Below are 20,020 nucleotides of genomic sequence, written 5' to 3'. Positions count from 1 at the left end.
TTTTTATAAATGCTTTCAAATTTTATGCCTCGCTAGTTCGCACCAACTTATATTTGTAAAATTAGTAAATTTCTCTTTTTGCTGTTGGTGGTTGTTCCGCTTTCGCGAAAGCAGATTCATTTAATACTTATCCACATCATTATGAAACTAAACTTAAACAGACCTATTTGCTTTTTTGACCTAGAAACTACCGGTGTAAATATTTCTAAAGATAGAATAGTTGAGATTTCTATACACAAGGTTTTTCCTAATGGAGACGAAAAAACCTATACGTTTAAAGTGAATCCTACAGTACCTATACCAGCTGCAACTACTGAAGTTCATGGTATCACTGATGATATGGTTAAAGACGAGCCTACCTTTAAAGAAAGAGCACATGAAGTGCACAATATCATCAAAGATTCTGATCTGGCAGGTTTCAATTCTAATAGGTTTGACATTCCTTTACTTGCAGAAGAGATGTTGCGTGCAGGAGTAGATTTTGATATGGGCAATCGCAATGCTATTGATGTACAAAACATTTTTCATAAAATGGAGCAACGTACACTAGTTGCAGCGTACAAATTTTATTGTGATAAAGATCTTACCGATGCTCACAGTGCTGAGGCAGATACGATTGCTACCTATGAGGTGTTGAAAGGTCAATTAGATCGTTATGATAATCTAGATAATGATATGAAATCCCTTGCAGAATTTTCTACTCGTAGAAAGCCGGTTGATTTTGCTGGTATGTTAGCTTTTAATGAAGCAGGAGAAGAATGTTTTAATTTTGGAAAGCATAAGGGCAAACGTATAGTAGATGTTTTAGAAAAAGAACCAGGTTACTATAGCTGGATTCAAAATGCAGATTTCCCTCTTTATACTAAGAAAGTACTAACAGCCATAAAGCTGAGAGGTTTTAATAGTTAGATTATTGTTGAGGTTGTAGAAGCTGTTCGTGATTATAAATATGTGTTTACATGATGCTTACGTTTTTATAGTTTGATTTATGTAATGATTTTGATGTGTTATTTTTAGCTATATTTGGTTCAAATGATTTCTCTTGAAAACACAACACTACTTTTTTATTTTCTTTTTATCCTTTTTTGTTAATGGTCAAGAGTTGCCACCGATTAATAATTATGAACCATCTGACTATAATGCTGGTAACCAAAACTGGATGGTGTCAGAATCAGAGGACCATTTTATTTACGTAGCTAATAATAAAGGACTGCTGGAATACAACGGATCTCAATGGAACTTATACAAAACTCCTAATGAGAGTATCATGCGATCAGTTAAAGTTAAAGATGATCGCATATATACTGGCTGTTATATGGATTTTGGGTTTTGGACACGCACGGATACTGGCCAGTTAAGTTATACCTCTATAATCGAGACTTCAAATTTTGAACTTCAAGAGGATGAGCAGTTTTGGAATATTATTGTTAAAAATGATTACGTTCTTTTTCAGTCCCTTTCACATATCTATTCTTTTGATGTTAAGTCTGAAAAAGTTACCCAAATAGCAAAACAATCGGAAATCAATAAACTTTTTCAAGTTGGTGATTCTTACTACTATCATGTATTAGGAGAAGGTTTGTTTCAAGTCATCAATAAAAAGCCTCAGTTAAAAGGGTATTCTGATTTTTTTGTTAATGAAACGATTGTTTTGATGTTTGAATTTGGTACTCAAATTTATTTAATCACACAAGATGCTGATATTTATATTTATGATAATGGTAATGTGACACAAGTCGCTACTTCTCAATTTAAAGAGAAAGTAACTGTTTACAGTGCTGCGCTTTTAAGTGATAATAGCTTATTACTGGGTACAATTGCCAATGGAGTTATTTCTATGAATCTAAAAGGAGAAATTAATTACTCCTTAAATCAAGCAGATGGATTAGTAAACAATACCTGCTTGTTTGTATTTGAGGATAGTGCTAAAAATGTTTGGTTTGCTTTAGATAATGGAATTAGCTCTATAAATATAGACTCGCCTTATAAAATATACAGCGACAAGAACGGAAATTTAGGAACTGTTTATGCATCTTATCAATCAAATGATATTTTATATATAGGTACAAATCAAGGTTTGTTTTACAAACAAGATAATGATGAAAATTTTAAGTTTATTGATGGGACAGAAGGTCAAGTTTGGTCTATAAGTGAAATTAACGGAACTATTTTTTGTACGCATCACTTAGGTGTATTTATTTTAAATGATACGAATGCAGAGAAATTGAATAAGACCATAGGCACATGGCAATTAGAAAAGCTTCCTAATCATCCAGATAAATTACTTGCAGGAACTTATAGAGGGTTGCAAATCTTAAAATTACAAAATGATGAGTGGATATTTAGTAATAAAATAGAAGGTTTTGATATTAGTTCCAAAGGAATAGTAGCTTTTGAAGATCAAGTTTATGTTAATCATGAATATAAAGGAGTTTTTAAAATTAAGTTAGATGATCGATTTGAAAAACTTGTGAAACTGGATAAAGTAGTCACATTAGGTAAAGGCATTGCCTCTGATATTATAGATTTCAAAGGGGAATTGTTTTTTTCAAAGCGTGGTGAAATTTATGTAAATACTGATTCTAGCGACGATTTTATTAAGGACGAAGAGTTAACTAAACTTGTTGCAAATGATCAATATACATCAGGTACTTTTATTAAAAACGATGGGTATCTATGGTTGTTTACATCAGAAAATATTCATAAAATTAATATAGAAGACATTAATGGGAAGTATAATATAGAAAGCATTCCTCTTAGTTATGAGCTTAGGAAAGAAAAGATTGGATATGAGAATTTAACTAAGGTAGGTCCTAAAAAGTATTTGATTGGAACTTCTTACGGTTACACTACCTTAGATCAAAATTACGATTATACAAAAAGCCATAAAGTCTATATCAATAGTTTTGATCGAATAGACAAAAATGAAGTTTCTAATCTTAGTTTAATTACACCTTCTGAAATTCCTTATCAGGGCAATCATTTACAAATAAGTTACTCTTCTCCATTTTATCAAACTTTAAGTACGGTAGAGTTCCAATATAGGCTACTAGGGCAAAATGAAGAATGGAGCTCATGGAGTAAATCAAATAGTATTGAATTTAAAAATTTGTCTTACGGCGATTACACATTCGAAGTAAAATCAAGGGTCAATACCATTGAATCTGATAATATTGATTCACTCAGTTTTACAATCCTTAGACCTTATTACTTAACTAATTTAGCCATTATATTTTATGTTATCTTATTGGTGTTACTTATAATAGTCCTCAATGTTTTTTATATCTGGTATTTTAAGAAACAAAAAGAACTTGCGTTGCAAAAGCAGCAGAAGGAGTTAGAACTTAAGAACATGACCAACGAAAAGAATTTAGTTGAATTACGTAATGCTAAATTAAGAAGTGATATAGAACATAGAAATAAAGAGTTAGCAATTTCTACAATGGCTATGATAAAGAAAAATGAAACGCTTAACGAGCTTAAGGAAGAACTTGATAACCTTCCCAAATCCGAAGAGTCTAAATCGTTGAAGAAGATGCTAGATAAGAATTTGAATAGCAAACAAGACTGGTTGACTTTTGAAGAAGCTTTCAATAATGCAGATAAAGATTTTTTTAAGAAAATTAAGGAATTACATCCTACATTAAGTTCAGGTGATTTAAGGTTATGTGTATATTTAAGACTGAACCTCTCTTCAAAAGAAATAGCTCCTTTATTGAATATTTCACCTAGAAGTGTCGAGATTAAACGATATCGTTTGCGAAAAAAACTAGCTCTGTCTAGAGAAGAAAGTCTCACAAGTTACATTGTTGAGATTTAGATCTCGCATATTTTTTATTCATATAACTCAACATCCCTACATCAATTAGTAAATCAAAGTGATTTTTTATACGTTATTGTTTTTTTAAAGTGTTAAAAATCAGTTGAATGTGTTTTTTTATTTCTCTTTTGATATAAAAGTGTTTTTTTAACACTGTGTATGATTTTTGTTGTAGTCCATTTTCAGTTCATAAAATTTCATTACGGCTATATTTAAAACATGGAAAATCTCACTTGATTTTTTTCAATATTTTTTAAAACTGCTACCTATGAAGAATTTTTATTTCACTTTAATTTTGACATTATTTGTCTCCATTGCTTTTGCTCAAAGCCAAAAAGTTTCTATCCTAAATGATTTAAATGGTCAAACTCTATTAGTTAATGGTAAACCTTTTATGATTAATGGTATGAATTGGGATTATGTGCCAATAGGAACTAATTATTCATATAATTTCTGGACAAAGCCTGATGATTTTATTAAATCTGCTTTGGATGCAGAAATGAGCCTTTTAAAAAATATGGGAGTGAATACTATTCGTGTGTACACAGGTATGCAGCCTAGATGGGTTCAGTACATTTATGAAAATTATGGTATTTATACGATGATTAACCATTCCTTTGGACGATATGGTTTGACGCTAGATGGTAGCTGGGTTCCTAATACAGAATACTCTGATCCTAGAACAAGGAAATATCTTCTGAAAGAAGCAACCGATCTAGTAAATGAGTTTAAAAACACTCCTGGCCTTTTATTATTTATGTTAGGAAATGAAAATAACTATGGACTTTCATGGGGTGGAGCAGAGACAGAAGATATACCAATTGAGACAGAAGGCACGGTAATAACTAGAGCAAGAGCTATGTACAAGCTTATGAACGATGCTGTTGTAGCCATGAAAGCTATTGATTCCAATCACCCAATTGCTATTTGTAACGGTGACTTGCTATACGCAAATCTAGTTGCTGAGTATTTAACTGATATGGATATATATGCAACTAATATGTATAGAGGTGTTTCTTTTGGAGATGCGTTTGAAAGAGTTAAAAATGAAATAGGAAAACCTATCATGTTTGCAGAGTTCGGTTCGGATGCATTTAATGCTAAAGAAAATCAAGAGGATCAAAAAATGCAAGCTTATTACACCGTAAATAATTGGAGAGAGATTTATGAAAATGCAGCTGGCTTAGGTAAGTCTGGAAACTCTATTGGTGGATTTACTTTTCAATTTAGTGATGGATGGTGGAAAAGAGGACAAACAGAGAACCTGGATATTCATGATACTGAAGCTTCTTGGGCTGCCGGAGGTTATGATATCGATTTAGCACCTGGTGGAAAAAACATGAATGAAGAGTGGTTTGGGATATGTGCCAAAGGTCCAACAAATGAAAGAGGTTTATATACATTATATCCTAGGGCAGCATATTATGCTTTAAAAGAAGTCCACGATTTTAACCCTTATAATTCTAGTGTTACTTCAGCGTCTTTTGCCAGTTATTTTAATGAAATCAGCTTAATGGATGCAGTTTTAAGAGCTAGAGGAGATAAAGCCGCTTTGGGCGGAAGTGATTCTCAAAAACTAAGAATAAGTCAGCTTAGTGCTCGTTTTACTTCATTTAATACTGGTGGTAGTTTAATTACTACTCCAGATACTCCAGATCCAGATGCAAATGTTTTTCCAAATCAATTAGGTTTTGATCATATGCAATCCTATTTCATTGGGGTAGAAGGTAAGCCTTCTTCGAACATGAGGGCAAATGTCAACTTTAATATTATCGGTAAAGTGGCTGAAAATCCGATTGATGAGATATTTTATGAAAACAGAGCTAGGCCTATTTTTACATTGGATTCTAATGGGCAGCAAGTGCTTCAAAATGACGTCAATAGGGTCAATGTTTATGACGCAGAGTTTGAGTGGAATGCAAAGGATTTTGACTTAAGAGGATTTTATAGAACTGGTCATTACCATTGGGGTTATGAAGGAGATTTCTTTGGGTTATATCCTGAAGCAAATTATGGTCCTAATCTAGATATTTATGGTGGAGAAATTCTAGGCTTTGAAATAGACGCAAAAGGAGCAGCAAAAGGATTGAAAGCAGCATTCGGACCACAGCTATGGTGGGGCGCAAACCCAACCGCTTTAATAAAGTATAGTCGTCAGGTCGGCCAGTGGGGACTTACAGGTATTTACCATAGAGATTTTGAAACCGATATTGAGTTAGATGAAAATGGTGTTCGAGTTTTAGATCAAAATCAAGTACGTAGTGGAATCATTCCAGCTTTTCCTACAGAAAGAGCCACTCTGGTAGTAGAAAGAAATTTAGGGAGTTTTGGTATCACTTTAGGAGGGATTTGGGGTGGTAGTCCTCTTAATGGAACTTCTTATCAGGATTTTACAGGAACTGAAGGCAATTATACAGTTTTTAGTGATGTTGTTAAATCTAGTGATAATTGGGGAGGAAAAGCAAAACTTACTTATCAAGGTGGTAAAGTAAATGCTTACATCCAAGGTGGTGTTATGGGTCTAGTAGCTAACGGTGGTGCAGATCAAACGCAAACCTTTACAGGATGGAGATTAAAGGATAATGGTAGTGGTAATCAATCTAACTTCTTGGCAGGAATGACATACACATTAGGTAATTTTCAGATAGCACCTAATTTCCTATGGCAACAGCCACTAGTAGATCCGATGCCTAACGACGTAGGAGCACCTGGAAGATTAAGAAACTTTATCGATGATCCATTTGCAGTAAGAGGTAATCGAGAGACAACTGCTGGAGAATTGCTATTGACTTATGATCCTACACCGGGAACATGGATGTATGACTGGGACAGCGATAGAAAAGAAGATGCAATATTTGCTATGAGTGCAGGATTTGTTTTCCGCCATTTACCAACTACACAAGATGGACACATAGGATTTACAAACACAAGAGAGTTTTTAAGATTTGCGCAATCAGCTCCTGCTGAGGATTTATGGGAAGCTCACACACGTATTGTTTCCAAATTAAGTCCAAACTTAGGTCTTATTGGTAATTTTTTCTACGGAAACGGTCAAGCGAATGGTGACTCTGAAAGATTAATTAATCGTTACGGCGGAGACATCAGAATGATTTATAATAATATAAAGGTACAATCTCATGTTAAGTTTAATGATTGGGGCCCATTTGATTACCATCGAGATTTTAACTTGACTTATCCCGTACAATTAATGTTGGATTTGTCGACCACTCTAGGAAAGCCTGATTGGTTCATATTACCTAGTACGGTAGTGGGTATTAGAGGTACCTTCAGAACAATGGATGCTAATTCTCCAAGATATTCCCCTAATCTAGTAGCACCTAATACTTTTCCTCCAGTGCCTACAATAAGCCCAGTAGGATTCCCTGATGGCACGGAATGGGAAATTAGAACATACATACACATCAATATTGGAAATTAAAAAATGACAGCAATGAAAAATATTAAAATTAAGTATTTGAAGACTTTCAGTCTTGTGATAATGATCTTAGGCTTTATCATGGGATGTGAAAGAGATATATCTGATGAAGCAGTGTTAGCAACATTTGCCTCTACACCAGAAGTTTTTACAGATTCACCTGTTGGATTAGGAACGGACTTTTACTTTCCGTATGCAGATTCAAAGTTCACTGCGTTTTCTGTAGATAATGAAGAAGGTTATCAGAGTAACAGCTCTATTCGTATCGATGTACCTAACGAGAATGATCCTCTTGGTGCCTACGCAGGTGGGATTTTTAGAATTGACGGTGCTGGCCGTGATTTAACTAGGTATGATGCTCTTACTTTTTGGGCAAAAGCATCACAAGGTGTAACAGTAGGTGAGATAGGTTTTGGTGAAGACTTTTTGGAAAATCGATTTCAAGCGACAAGAACTAATGTAAGTGTTGGGACTAATTGGACTAAATACATTATTCCTATCCCTGATCCATCAAAACTTACAGAGGAAAGAGGTATGCTTAGATATGCGGCTGGTACGCAAGGAACTGGTGGTTCTGGATATGTTTTGTGGATTGATGAATTAAAATTTGAAAAATTAGGAACTATAGCACAACCTCGTCCATCTATTGTTAATGGTCAGGATGTAGTTGTAAGTTCTTTTATAGGGGTTACTTCTAATGTGACAGAATTGGTCCAAACCTTTAATTTAGGTACTGGTCAAGATGTTTCAATTTCTGCTGCACCAGGCTACTTTGAATTTACATCTAGTACTCCATCGGTGGCGTCTGTTAGTCCTACAGGTTTGATATCAGTAAATACAGCTGGGACGACTGAAATAACAGCTAGCCTTGGAGGTAATGATGCCTCTGGATCCATAACAATTAATTCTTTAGGTAACTTTCAACTGGCCCCAATACCGACTAGAGCGCCTAGCAATGTTGCTGCTATTTTTAGTGATGCCTATAATCAAGAGCCAGTAGATTTTTACAATGGGTTTTGGGAACCTTTTCAAACGACTTTATCAGCAGATTTTGATGTGAATGGAGATAATATTTTAAATTATACTAACTTTAATTTTGTCGGGCATCAATTTGCTAACCCTACTCTTGATATCACTGATAAGTCTAATTTACATGTTAACATGTATATCCCAGGAAGTATACCAGCAAATCTAGATTTTCTAATTTCTGTAGTGGATTTTGGAGCAGATGGAGTTGACGGTGGTGGTGACGATACGAGACAACAAATATTTTTTAATGGATCTGACTTCACAGCAGACTCATGGGCCACTCTTGATGTACCTATTACATTAGCTAATAAATCAAACATCGGATTAATCATTTACGAGAATATCAATGGATCATCCTTAAGAAATTTCTATTTAGATAATGTGTATTTTTATGGAGAGCCTACATCTCCATCAGTTCCTGCAGCAGCGCCTACAGACCCAGCTGGAAATGTCATTTCTATTTACAGTGATGCCTACACAGATGTTAATGTCGACACATTTAGAACACCTTGGTCGTCTACTTTAACAACGCTTACCGATGAAGTAATTGCCGGCGACAATGTAAAAAAATATGCCTCTTTAGGATTTGCAGGTATTGAAACTATCGTGAATACGGTGGATGCAAGTGCTATGACTCATTTAAGATTCGATACATGGTCTGCTAATTATACTTCGTTTGCCATAAAGCTAGTAGATCTTGGGGCAGATAATACCATCGGCACCGCAGATGACTCAGAACATGAAATTACGATTACAAATCCAGCAACAGGTCAATGGGTAAATCACGATATTCCATTATCAAGCTTTACTGGTCTTACTGCCAGATCTAATATTGGGCAGTACATTATCGTAGGACAACCTACAAATGCAAATGACGTATTTATCGATAACCTGTATTTCAGGAATTAGATTCATTCTCGTTTATAGATCAATTCTTTATATAGGTTGGATGATCTCGCTTTCGCGAAAGAGAAACCATTAAGAGCCTCTAAGGAAGTAATAATATATAATGAGGTGAAGAACATATCCTCACCTTAAAAACTTACAGACATGAAACATAATTTTAAATTCTCACAAATAGGGATCTTAGCCTTACTTTTTGTAACAGTATTAAGCTGTTCCACAGATGAGAAACAACAAGTAACAACACTCAATAAATTAGTGTTAGAAGATAATTTTGATGTTAACGGAGCACCAGATGCAGCCCTATGGGGATTTGATATAGGTAATGGTGCTGCAGAAGGTATTCCTGGTTGGGGAAATAATGAACTTCAATATTATACGGACCGATCGGAAAATGTAGTTGTAGAAGATGGTATGCTTAAGATTACTGCCATTAAAGAGAATTTTCAAGGTTCTGGATTTACATCTGCTAGATTATTAACAAAAGGAAAATTTCAGAAAAAGTTTGGTCGTTTTGAGGCAAGAATAAAACTTCCATGGGGACAAGGTTTATGGCCTGCATTCTGGATGTTAGGTGATGACGAGAATGGCACAGTAAGCTGGCCACAGCGAGGAGAAATAGATATTATGGAAAACAGAGGTCAAGAGCCTACTATAACTCATGGTAGTGTACATGGTCCAGGTTATTCTGGAGCAAATGCAGTAACTAAATCTTATGACCTAGTTACAGAAAGATTAGATACTGAATTTCATGTATACGGTATAGAATGGGGACCAGATTATATCAATTATTACATTGATGATGTACTGTTTAATCAAATCACTCCAGAAAGTAATGGACTAAACGGAGAATGGGTTTTTAATGACAGAGAATTTTATATGTTATTAAATGTTGCTGTTGGAGGTTCTTTTGTTGGAGCACCGAATCAAAACACAGTTTTTCCACAAACGATGCATGTAGATTACATTCGAGTTTATGAATAATTTATATGTGAGATTTTGAATTGATAGAATTGATGGCTTTTAATTCTAAACTATAAAAGCTTTTTTATCCATTTTTTATCTCATAACTAATACAAAATTTCAATTTAAGAGTAACCAATTACAAAATGACCGACAAAGAAATATTCCTTGGAAATCAAAAAGCCACTTTTCAAAAAAATGAAGTGAAAGGTGAATTAGTAGATTTCAAAAATGAGAAATACTACAAAATAAGTAATCACGATGCCATGCGCCCTTTTTTTATGAGCATAGTCAGTGATTCAAACCACTGGATGTTCTTATCGAGTAACGGTGGTCTAACAGCTGGTCGTAAGAATAGTGATGCTGCTCTTTTTCCATATTATACAGATGATAAAATTACAGAATCTGCAGATGTTACCGGTAGTAAAACCATTATTAAAATCCAGCAAGATGATCGTGAGCTGTTATGGGAGCCTTTTTCTGATCGTTACACAGGAATTTATAAAGTAACACGTAATCTCTACAAGAATGTTTATGGTAATAAATTAGTTTTTGAAGAGATCAATCACGATTTAAAACTAACCTTCAGATATTCTTGGAATTCAAGTGATATCTATGGGTTTGTAAAAAAATCAGAGTTGATAAATGATGGTTCTGACATGGTTAGAATGACTGTTTTAGATGGTCTACAAAATGTACTACCAGCAACAGTAGGAGAAGATTTGCAAAAAGCCTCTAGCAATCTTGTAGACGCTTACAAAAGATCAGAGCTTAAAAAAGAATCTGGAATAGGAATCATAACCCTTAGTGCTGTAATCGTTGATAAGGCAGAACCTAGTGAAGCTTTAAAGGCTAATATAGTTTGGGCCTTAGGTGTAGAAAATCCTAAATTTTTATTATCCAGCACTCAGTTAGATAGTTTTAGAAAAGGATATAGTATCCATGAAGAGACAGATGTAAAAGCAGAAAAAGGCGCTTACTTTATAGTTTCAGACATGTTAATAGGATCTGGCGATACTAGAGAATGGTATTTCCTAGCAGATGTGAACCAAAACATTGTTTCCATAAATGAAATCTCACATCAAATAGAGACGGATACCAATCTTATTGATAGAGTTAATAAAGATATTGAGTTAGGTTCTAATAAATTGATAGCTCTTACTGCTGCATCAGACGGTTTACAGTTAACAGAAGATCCTTTGACTAATAACAGGCATTTTGCAAACACTATGTTCAACATTATGCGTGGCGGTATCTTTGATCACAATTATGTTGTTGAAAAAGATGATTTTTTAGAATACCTTAAAGCAGCAAATATTGAAGTGTTTGAAAGCTGCAAACATTTAATTAAAAACCTAACTTCAGAATTTAATAAATCTGATTTAAAAGAGATTGTAGACTCAAGCGATGATCCAGACTTTAAAAGGTTAGTCATTGAGTATCTACCTTTAAAATTCAGTAGAAGGCATGGAGACCCTAGTCGTCCATGGAATAAATTTTCTATCAACACACGTAGTGAAGTAGATGGTTCTAAGATTTTAGACTATGAAGGAAACTGGCGTGATATTTTCCAGAATTGGGAAGCATTAGCTCATTCTTATCCAGAGTTCATAGATGGAATGATTCATAAATTTTTGAACGCGACTACCTTTGATGGCTATAACCCTTATAGAGTTACAAAAGGAGGTTTTGACTGGGAAGTAATAGAAGAAGATGATCCATGGTCTTACATAGGTTATTGGGGTGATCATCAAATAATTTACTTACTGAAATTCTTAGAATTTATACGAGATTATTATCCTGGAAAATTAGACAGCTTCTTAACTGAAGATCTGTTTGTTTATGCAAATGTTCCTTATAAAATAAAGAAGTATTCAGATATACTGCAAAACCCAAAGGATACGATAGATTTTGATTACCGCTTACAAGAAGTAATTGAGGAAAGACGTGAAGAGCTAGGAGCAGATGGAGCATTAATAAAAACTTCTTCAGGAGCTATTTATAAAGTAAATCTAGTAGAAAAACTTCTTGCAACTGTTCTAGCTAAAGTTTCTAACTTGATCCCAGAAGCAGGAATATGGTTAAATACGCAACGACCAGAATGGAATGATGCAAATAATGCCCTCGTTGGTAATGGTGTTTCCATGGTAACACTTTATTATTTAAGACGTTTCCTAAATTATTTCCAAAACTTCATTCAAAATGCAGATTTTGAAACATCGGCTGTTTCATCAGAGTTAGAAACTTTTTATGCCGCAGTTGTATCCACTTTAAAAAATCATCAAGGTCTACTTTCTGGGTCTATAGATGATGCGCATCGCAGAGCAGTTCTTGACGGTGTTTCCCAACCAGCAAGTGATTATAGAGAAAGTATTTATAAAGATAATTTCTCTGGAGATAAAAAGGAAATATCAAAAACAAACTTGTTAGATTTTATTAAAGTTACTTTAAAATATTTAGAACATAGTATTGATGCAAATAAGCGAGCAGATGGTATGTACCATGCCTATAATCTTATGACTCTTGAAGATAATGGCGATGTTAGTGTTTCTTATCTATCAGAAATGTTAGAAGGGCAAGTAGCGGTTTTGAGTTCTGGATATTTGAGCTCGCAGCAAGCTCTTGATGTAATGGATGGATTAAAATCCAGTGCTTTATTTAGAGAAGATCAATACAGTTATATTTTATATCCTAATAAAGATTTACCTGGATTTGAAGAAAAGAATATTATTCCCAAAGAGCTAGTTACAAAATCAGAATTACTGCAAAAACTAGTTAAAGATAATAACAGCCAAATCATCGTTCAAGACAATACCGGAAGTTATCACTTCAATGCTAGTTTTAATAATGTAAACAGTTTAAAAAAGGCCTTAAAAGGAATGTCAACGGGCACGTATACAAATCTAGTAAATAAAGAGCAAAAACAACTTGAAAAAACTTTTGAAGCTGTCTTTAATCATAAAGCTTTCACAGGTCGTTCAGGTACATTCTTTGGTTATGAAGGCTTAGGGTCTATTTACTGGCATATGGTTTCAAAACTATTACTCGCGGTTCAGGAATGTTGTTTAAAAGCGTTCAATGAAGGAGCAAGCGATGTAGTTATTGGTAAAATGCTAGATCATTATTATGAAATTCAAGCAGGAATAGGAGCGCATAAATCACCAGAATTATACGGTGCAATTCCTACAGACCCTTATTCTCACACACCAGCTACAAAAGGTGCACAGCAACCGGGAATGACAGGACAAGTGAAGGAAGATATTTTAAGTCGTTTTGGCGAATTAGGAATAGTCGTTAAAAATGGTGTGGTAAGCTTTGAACCTAATTTATTGCGCAAGCAAGAGTTTCTTAAGACCACACAAAAATTCAATTATATAGATCTTAATCAGAAACAACTATCTATAGTCCTTCAACCGGAATCACTTGCTTTTACTTATTGTCAAGTACCTGTTATTTATTCGTTAGATAAGCAAGCTGGCATTCAAGTAACTCTTATCGACGGTACGGTAAAAGTCTTAAATCAATTAGAGTTAGATAAATCCACAAGTAATGACCTTTTCAAACGAACAGGAAACGTAAAATATATTGAAGTAAACATTAATAAGTAATACAAATAGGTGGTTCAATTTTACGCTTTCGCGAAAGCGTATAAGAACCTATCATAAATTTTACAACTAGATATGAGAATTCAAATAACACTTTTTCTTTCAGTCCTGTTATTTACGATAACGGCATGTAAAGATGTGGTAAAGAAGGACCAGTCGGTTAAAGAAATTCCTAAGATGACAGCCAAAGAGATTTTATCAAATCCAGAATACCTAGCCATTTCATATGGTGGTTATCGTGATACCACAAGAAGTGTGCAGCCTTCATTAGTTCAGATCAAGAACGATATGAAGATTCTTGCCGCTATGAATATCAAAATATTGCGTACTTATAATATGCAATTGCCTCAGGCAACTAATGTTGTTAAAGCAATTGATCAACTTAAGAAAGAGCAACCAGGTTTTGAAATGTATGTCATGCTAGGAGCGTGGATTGATTGTAAAAATGCATGGACAGGACTCGAACCAGATCATCATATAGAAAGTGAACAAAATGCTGCCGAAATAGATAGAGCAGTAGCCCTAGCAGCTCAATATCCGGATATTATAAAAATTATTGCCGTAGGAAACGAGGCTATGGTGAAATGGGCAACTAGTTATTATGTACAACCTAATGTGATTTTAAAATGGGTTAATTATTTACAAGATTTAAAGAAACAAGACAAGTTACCTGCAGATTTATGGATCACTAGCTCAGATAATTTTGCCTCATGGGGCGGCGGCGAGGATCTCTACCACGTTCCAGCATTAAACAAGCTCATAAAAGCGGTAGATTATATTTCTATGCACACGTATCCTATGCACGATACGCACTATAACCCAGTTTTTTGGGGAACGGCTGAAAAAGATTCCTTATTGAATAAAGAGCAAAAGATTGAAAATGCCATGAAACGCTCTTTAGGATATGCCCAAAATCAATACTCTAGGGTAAAAAATTACATGAAATCAGTAGGAGTAGATAAACCTGTTCATATAGGAGAAACTGGATGGGCTACTTATTCTAGTGGTCTTTATGGTGATGATGGCTCTCATGCGGCAGATCAATACAAGTCTGGTCGATACTATCAACTAATGAGAGAATGGACCACAAAAAATAAAATCTCATGTTTTTACTTTGAGGCATTTAATGAAAAATGGAAAGACGCGGCAAACCCTAAAGGATCTGAAAATCATTTTGGTCTTTTTAATATAGATGGTGAGGCAAAATATGCAGTTTGGGATCTTGTAGATCAAGGTGTCTTCAACGGTCTTACTAGAAATGGAAATAAGATCACTAAAAGTTTTAATGGTAGCAAGAAAAAGCTCTTAGAGTATGTAAAACTACCACCTGTAAAACAAAATTTTAAAGGTTATGAATAACTGGAAGCAAATAACATTTTATGTATTGTCAGCGATAATATTGATTGCCATAATGAGTTGTAAGAATCAAAATGAGGATATAGAGACAGTAGCTTTAAAAGTAGAGGTTTATGAAACTTCAGCATCTGGTAATAACTTGACTAAATTGATGCCGTTTAATGTCAAAGACAGCGTTTCTATCATTACGATTAATGAAAATAAAACCTATCAAAAAATCACTGGTTTCGGCGGTGCATTTACAGAGTCTTCTGCCTATTTACTAAATAGATTGAGCAAGGAAAATAGAGATGCTATCATTAATGCATATTTCTCACGAGAAGGGGCAAATTACTCACTCACGCGCACTCACATGAATAGTTGTGACTTTTCCTTATCACAATACTCTTACTCACCGGTAGAAGATGACATGAAGCTGGAGCATTTTAGTATAGAAGAAGATCGCGATGATTTAATACCTATGATTAAAGATGCCATGGCGGCTTCAGAAGATGGTTTTGACATATTTGCCTCTCCATGGACAGCAGCGCCATGGATGAAAGATAATAACGCATGGGTAGGAGGAAAGCTTTTACCTAAATATTATGACACTTGGGCGCTTTTCTTTTCTAAGTACGTAGATGCTTATGAGGCCGAAGGAATTCCTATCTGGGGTTTTACCGTAGAAAATGAGCCGCACGGCAATGGGAATAACTGGGAAAGTATGCATTTTACACCTAAAGAAATGACAGACTTTGTTCAGTTTCATTTAGGTCCTAAATTGGAAGCAGATGGTTATGGAGATAAAATTATTTTAGGTTATGATCAAAATAGAGCTGGAATTAGAGAATGGGTCGATGAGATGTATCGAGATGAAGCATCTTCTAAATATTTTGATGGTACAGCTATTCACTGGTATGAAAGCACCTATGATTACTTTCCAGAAGAACTACAGTATGCGCATAATAAAGCACCAGATAAATACTTAATCGAGACAGAAGGTTGTGTAGACTCTGAAGTACCAGCCTGGAAAGATGATAACTGGTACTGGTCTAAAGAAGCAACAGATTGGGGTTGGGATTGGGCAAGTGAAGAAGATAAGCATTTACATCCTAAATACGCTCCAGTTAATCGATATGCCCGTGACATCATAGGCTGCATGAACAATTGGGTCGATGGTTGGGTAGACTGGAATATGGTTCTTGATAAGCAAGGAGGCCCCAACTGGTTTGAAAATTGGTGTGCTGCTCCGGTAATTGTAGATCCAGATAATGATGAGGTGTATTTCACGCCCTTGTATTATACCATGGCACATTTCAGCAAATTTATAAGACCTGGTGCTGAGGTGATCGAAGCAAATAATACAGATAAAGACTTGATGGTTACCGCCGCAAAAAACCCTGATGGAACCATTGCCGTAGTAGTTTTTAATGAAGGCATGGAAGATAAAAGTTACGAACTACGCTTTCGCGAAAGCGACATTAAAATACAACTAGGTCCACAAAGTTTACAAACTGTAATTATTCCAACTAAAAACTAATACTTATGAGTACAACTGCACATAAAGTTCCTTTCGGTCAGAAAATTGCTTTCGGTTTAGGAATGCTGGCTAACCAGATGTTTCCTGCTATACTTGGGATTTTTATGGTAGTGTTAGTAGAAGACTTAAAGTTTACTGGTTTGTTATGGGCCATGATTTATCTATTCCCGCGATTATTAGATGCTATAACAGACCCAATAATGGGATTTATTTCAGATAACACTAGGTCAAGATGGGGAAGAAGGCGCGTTTATGTATTTCTAGGAGCTATCGTAATGGGTGTTGCATACATATTTATGTGGCAATTATTTAAAGAAAACTCTGTAGAGTATAATTTTTGGTATTTCTTCTTCTGGTCCGTTATTTTTTATTTAGGGTTGACTTTATTTAGTGTTCCTTACGTAGCTATGGGTTATGAAATGAGCGATGATTTTCATGAGCGAACGGATATAATGGCAATTGCGCAGTGGATAGGTCAGTGGGCTTGGGTAATTGCTCCATGTTTTTGGGTAATTATGTACGATCCAGAATGGTTCCCGTCTGCAGATGTGGCAGCACGTGAACTTGCAATTTGGGTAGCGATTCCTTGTGCTATATGTGCAATGGTTCCAGCTATTTTTATCAAAAGTAAATCTACTCTTGATGAAGATTATGAGACCTTAAGTTTTTCTAACATAGGAGGTAGTCTTACATCGATTATTAAAAGTTTTAGTGAAGCTTTTAAGATAAAAGAGTTTAGAAAATTATGTTTTGCTACCTTTTTTATTTTCAACGCTTTTAATACGGTAGCATCTCTTACTTTTTTTGTTATTGTTTATAAACTTTTTAACGGTGACGCAGGTGATGCGGGAATATGGGTAGGGCTTTTTGGTGGATTAGGAGCCTTGGGGACCACATTCATAGTGATCCCAGTGGTCACTGCACTTTCTAAAAAATTAGGGAAGAAAAAGGCATTTATGGTGTCACAGAGTATTTCTATTGTTGGATACATTGCGCTCTATTTCTTATTTATACCAGGTAAACCTTGGATGTACATATTTGCCTTACCACTTTTTTCTTTTGGTATAGGAAGCTTGTTCACAATAATGATGTCTATGACGGCCGATGTTATCGATATAGACGAATTAAATACTGGTAAGCGACGAGAAGGGACCTTTGGAGCGATTTATTGGTGGATGGTAAAAGTAGGTTTTGCCATTGCTGGTGCGTTGAGTGGTTTGATCATTTGGGTAGTAGGTTTTGATTCTGATCTAGCAACAGTAGATCAACAAGGGGCTGTTGATGGATTACATGCCTTCTTTTGTTTTTTTCCTATGCTAGGTACTATTGCGGCTATGTTGATTATGCGTACTTATGATGTTACAGAAGAGAAAGCCACTAAAATCAGTGAGCAACTAGCTCTGAGAAAAAAGAATAAAAAAGAACCGATAAGCTCTTCTAATTATGATTTGAATAAATTATTATCCTTAGGTTCTTTTGATGATGAAATTACCTATCCAACAGACCTTAAAATAAATATACCATTTTTAGAATTGGATGCGCAATTCAAAGTTACTTTAAATGATGGATTACACGGTATCTGCTTTAGTCCCTATAAAGAAGGTCAGGATGTAGGTCATCAATTATCAGGCACACAAATCGATAATAGGATGGAGATTATTAGTCCATATGTTAAATGGATCCGTTCTTTTTCTACAACAAAAGGAAATGAACTTACTCCACTTTCTGCACGTTCTAAAGGTTTGAAAACTATGGTAGGAGCATGGATTAGTGGTAACAAAAAACAAAATGAATTAGAGATTCAAAATCTATTAGAACAGGCCAAAAAAGGAATGGTCGATATTGCTGTAATAGGTAACGAGGTGCTATTAAGAAAAGAATTACCCTTGGATGAAATCTTAGATTATATCAATAGGGTTAAACAAGAAATTCCAGATATTCAAGTAGGATATGTAGACGCTTATTATCAATTTATTGAGAATCCTAGACTGATAGAAGCATGTGATGTTATTTTAACTAATTGTTATCCCTTCTGGGAAGGATGTCATATAGATAATGCAATAGCATATCTTAATGAAATGCATAGCATGGTTGTCGCAGTTGCCAAAGGTAAATCGGTTATAGTTACTGAAACAGGATGGCCCAACCAAGGTGAGGTAAATCAAAACGCTGTTCCTTCTAAATCAAATGCCATGAAATACTTCATTAATGTGATTAATTGGGCAAAGGATAAAGGAGTAGAAACTTTCTATTTTTCTTCTTTTGATGAATCCTGGAAAGTACGTCATGAAGGAGAAGTAGGAGCGAGATGGGGTTTGTGGGATAAAAATGAAAATTTAAAGTATTAACAATGTCATTTAGAAAAAAACATTTTTTAAAAGCAAACACAGCGCACTTTGCAGATTCAGAAGGTATTGATCTTATAGATCATAACAGGGAAGATCTTCAACAGTTGTGGCGCCACACTATTGATAATGGTATGCACGGTATATGCTTTAGTATGTATGAAGATGGTCAGGAGCCAGGAGATATTATTACAGAAAATCAAGTAGAACGACGTATCAAGATTTTAAAACCCTATACCAAATGGATTAGATCATTTTCATGTATTGAAGGAAATGAATTTGTTCCTCAAATGGCTAAAAAAAATGGTCTAAAAACGCTGGTAGGCGCTTGGTTAAGTGATGACTTAGAAAAAAATGAATTAGAAATAGCAGCTCTAGTTGATCTTGCAAAAAAAGGTTTTGTAGATATTGCTGCAGTAGGTAATGAAGTACTTTATCGCAATGACCTTTCGGTAAATCAATTACTGGCTTATATAAAAAGAGTTAAAGATGCAATTCCTGATACTCCTGTAGGTTATGTAGATGCTTATTATGAGTTTACTCTTCATCCAGAACTAGTTGAACAGTCTGATGTTATTCTAACCAATTGTTACCCTTATTGGGAAGGAACTTCTATAGAAAATTCTTTAGACCACATGAACGACATGTTTAATAAAGTACTCAATGTTAGTAAAGGTAAGAGAGTAATAGTTACAGAAACTGGTTGGCCTAGTCAAGGAGAAAGTCTGGGCGGTGCAAACCCTTCTTCTATAAATGCGATGAAATACTTTATAGATACACAAAACTGGTCACATGATCATAATATCGATGTCTTTTACTTCTCATCCTTTGATGAGTCTTGGAAAAAAGGAGATGAAGGAGAAGTAGGGGCTTACTGGGGACTTTGGGACAAAGACGAGGTGCTAAAGTTTTAGTAGAAACATGAATAGAATGATAAACAGAACTTGTTAGACAGATTATTAACCTGCCTAACAAGTTTTTGTTTTTAGTAAAATTGATAAGTATCTCGCTTTCGCGAAAGCGAGATGAATACATTAACCCATA

Annotated in this window: 10 protein-coding genes; all 10 read left to right on the top strand. The window is 34.9% G+C overall.

Translation table 11 applies throughout. The annotated features are described in order from the left end of the window. Positions 1 to 141: 141 nt before the first annotated feature. The 10 genes from ACTF54_RS10285 to ACTF54_RS10240 all read left to right on the top strand — a co-directional run bounded on the left by ACTF54_RS10285 (position 142) and on the right by ACTF54_RS10240 (position 19,890). The gene (locus tag ACTF54_RS10285) at positions 142 to 909 is read left to right on the top strand and encodes an exonuclease domain-containing protein (RefSeq protein ID WP_347196147.1); all 768 of its coding nucleotides are present in this window, start codon (positions 142 to 144) and stop codon (positions 907 to 909) included. Between the two features lie 133 nt (positions 910 to 1,042). Further along, positions 1,043 to 3,820 carry a triple tyrosine motif-containing protein gene (locus ACTF54_RS10280; protein WP_438969286.1) on the top strand — a complete coding sequence of 926 codons (2,778 nt, stop codon included), beginning with the start codon at positions 1,043 to 1,045 and terminating at the stop codon, positions 3,818 to 3,820. A gap of 268 nt (positions 3,821 to 4,088) precedes the next feature. Then, entirely contained in the window at positions 4,089 to 7,259 is a 3,171-nt protein-coding gene (locus tag ACTF54_RS10275; RefSeq protein ID WP_438969285.1) for a glycoside hydrolase family 2 TIM barrel-domain containing protein, read from the top strand. A gap of 12 nt (positions 7,260 to 7,271) precedes the next feature. Then, on the top strand, positions 7,272 to 9,194 hold the full coding sequence (locus tag ACTF54_RS10270; RefSeq protein WP_347196144.1) for a glycosyl hydrolase family 16: 1,923 nt from the start codon (positions 7,272 to 7,274) through the stop codon (positions 9,192 to 9,194). Positions 9,195 to 9,335: 141 nt separating this feature from the next. Next, on the top strand, positions 9,336 to 10,172 hold the full coding sequence (locus ACTF54_RS10265) for a glycoside hydrolase family 16 protein (RefSeq protein ID WP_347196143.1): 837 nt from the start codon (positions 9,336 to 9,338) through the stop codon (positions 10,170 to 10,172). 125 nt (positions 10,173 to 10,297) lie between these two features. After that, positions 10,298 to 13,759 carry a hypothetical protein gene (locus ACTF54_RS10260; protein WP_438969284.1) on the top strand — a complete coding sequence of 1,154 codons (3,462 nt, stop codon included), beginning with the start codon at positions 10,298 to 10,300 and terminating at the stop codon, positions 13,757 to 13,759. 72 nt (positions 13,760 to 13,831) lie between these two features. Beyond that, the gene (locus tag ACTF54_RS10255) at positions 13,832 to 15,115 is read left to right on the top strand and encodes a glycosyl hydrolase family 17 (RefSeq protein WP_438969283.1); all 1,284 of its coding nucleotides are present in this window, start codon (positions 13,832 to 13,834) and stop codon (positions 15,113 to 15,115) included. Then, complete coding sequence (locus ACTF54_RS10250) at positions 15,108 to 16,631, top strand: glycoside hydrolase family 30 protein (protein ID WP_438969282.1); 1,524 nt, start codon at positions 15,108 to 15,110, stop codon at positions 16,629 to 16,631. Before ACTF54_RS10255 ends, ACTF54_RS10250 begins: the two co-directional genes overlap by 8 nt. Before the next feature lie 5 nt (positions 16,632 to 16,636). Then, positions 16,637 to 18,979: an MFS transporter gene (locus ACTF54_RS10245; protein ID WP_347196141.1), complete on the top strand. Its 2,343-nt coding sequence runs from the start codon at positions 16,637 to 16,639 to the stop codon at positions 18,977 to 18,979. A 2-nt stretch (positions 18,980 to 18,981) separates the two neighbouring features. After that, entirely contained in the window at positions 18,982 to 19,890 is a 909-nt protein-coding gene (locus ACTF54_RS10240) for a glycosyl hydrolase family 17 protein (RefSeq protein WP_438969281.1), read from the top strand. Positions 19,891 to 20,020 lie beyond the last annotated feature (130 nt).

It is taken from the genome of Nonlabens sp. (genome assembly GCF_965657255.1).
In the GTDB taxonomy this organism is placed as follows: domain Bacteria; phylum Bacteroidota; class Bacteroidia; order Flavobacteriales; family Flavobacteriaceae; genus Nonlabens.
The sequence above is the reverse complement of the archived record's forward strand: the minus strand, read 5'-3'. Positions and strand labels throughout refer to the sequence as shown.

Excerpts from the sequence above, each read along its gene's own strand:
- ACTF54_RS10245 (WP_347196141.1), top strand. The coding sequence starts at position 16,637 with ATGAGTACAACTGCACATAAAGTTCCTTTCGGTCAGAAAATTGCTTTC.
- ACTF54_RS10255 (WP_438969283.1), top strand. The coding sequence starts at position 13,832 with ATGAGAATTCAAATAACACTTTTTCTTTCAGTCCTGTTATTTACGATA.
- ACTF54_RS10270 (WP_347196144.1), top strand. The coding sequence starts at position 7,272 with ATGAAAAATATTAAAATTAAGTATTTGAAGACTTTCAGTCTTGTGATA.
- ACTF54_RS10275 (WP_438969285.1), top strand. The coding sequence starts at position 4,089 with ATGAAGAATTTTTATTTCACTTTAATTTTGACATTATTTGTCTCCATT.
- ACTF54_RS10250 (WP_438969282.1), top strand. The coding sequence starts at position 15,108 with ATGAATAACTGGAAGCAAATAACATTTTATGTATTGTCAGCGATAATA.
- ACTF54_RS10260 (WP_438969284.1), top strand. The coding sequence starts at position 10,298 with ATGACCGACAAAGAAATATTCCTTGGAAATCAAAAAGCCACTTTTCAA.
- ACTF54_RS10285 (WP_347196147.1), top strand. The coding sequence starts at position 142 with ATGAAACTAAACTTAAACAGACCTATTTGCTTTTTTGACCTAGAAACT.
- ACTF54_RS10240 (WP_438969281.1), top strand. The coding sequence starts at position 18,982 with ATGTCATTTAGAAAAAAACATTTTTTAAAAGCAAACACAGCGCACTTT.
- ACTF54_RS10265 (WP_347196143.1), top strand. The coding sequence starts at position 9,336 with ATGAAACATAATTTTAAATTCTCACAAATAGGGATCTTAGCCTTACTT.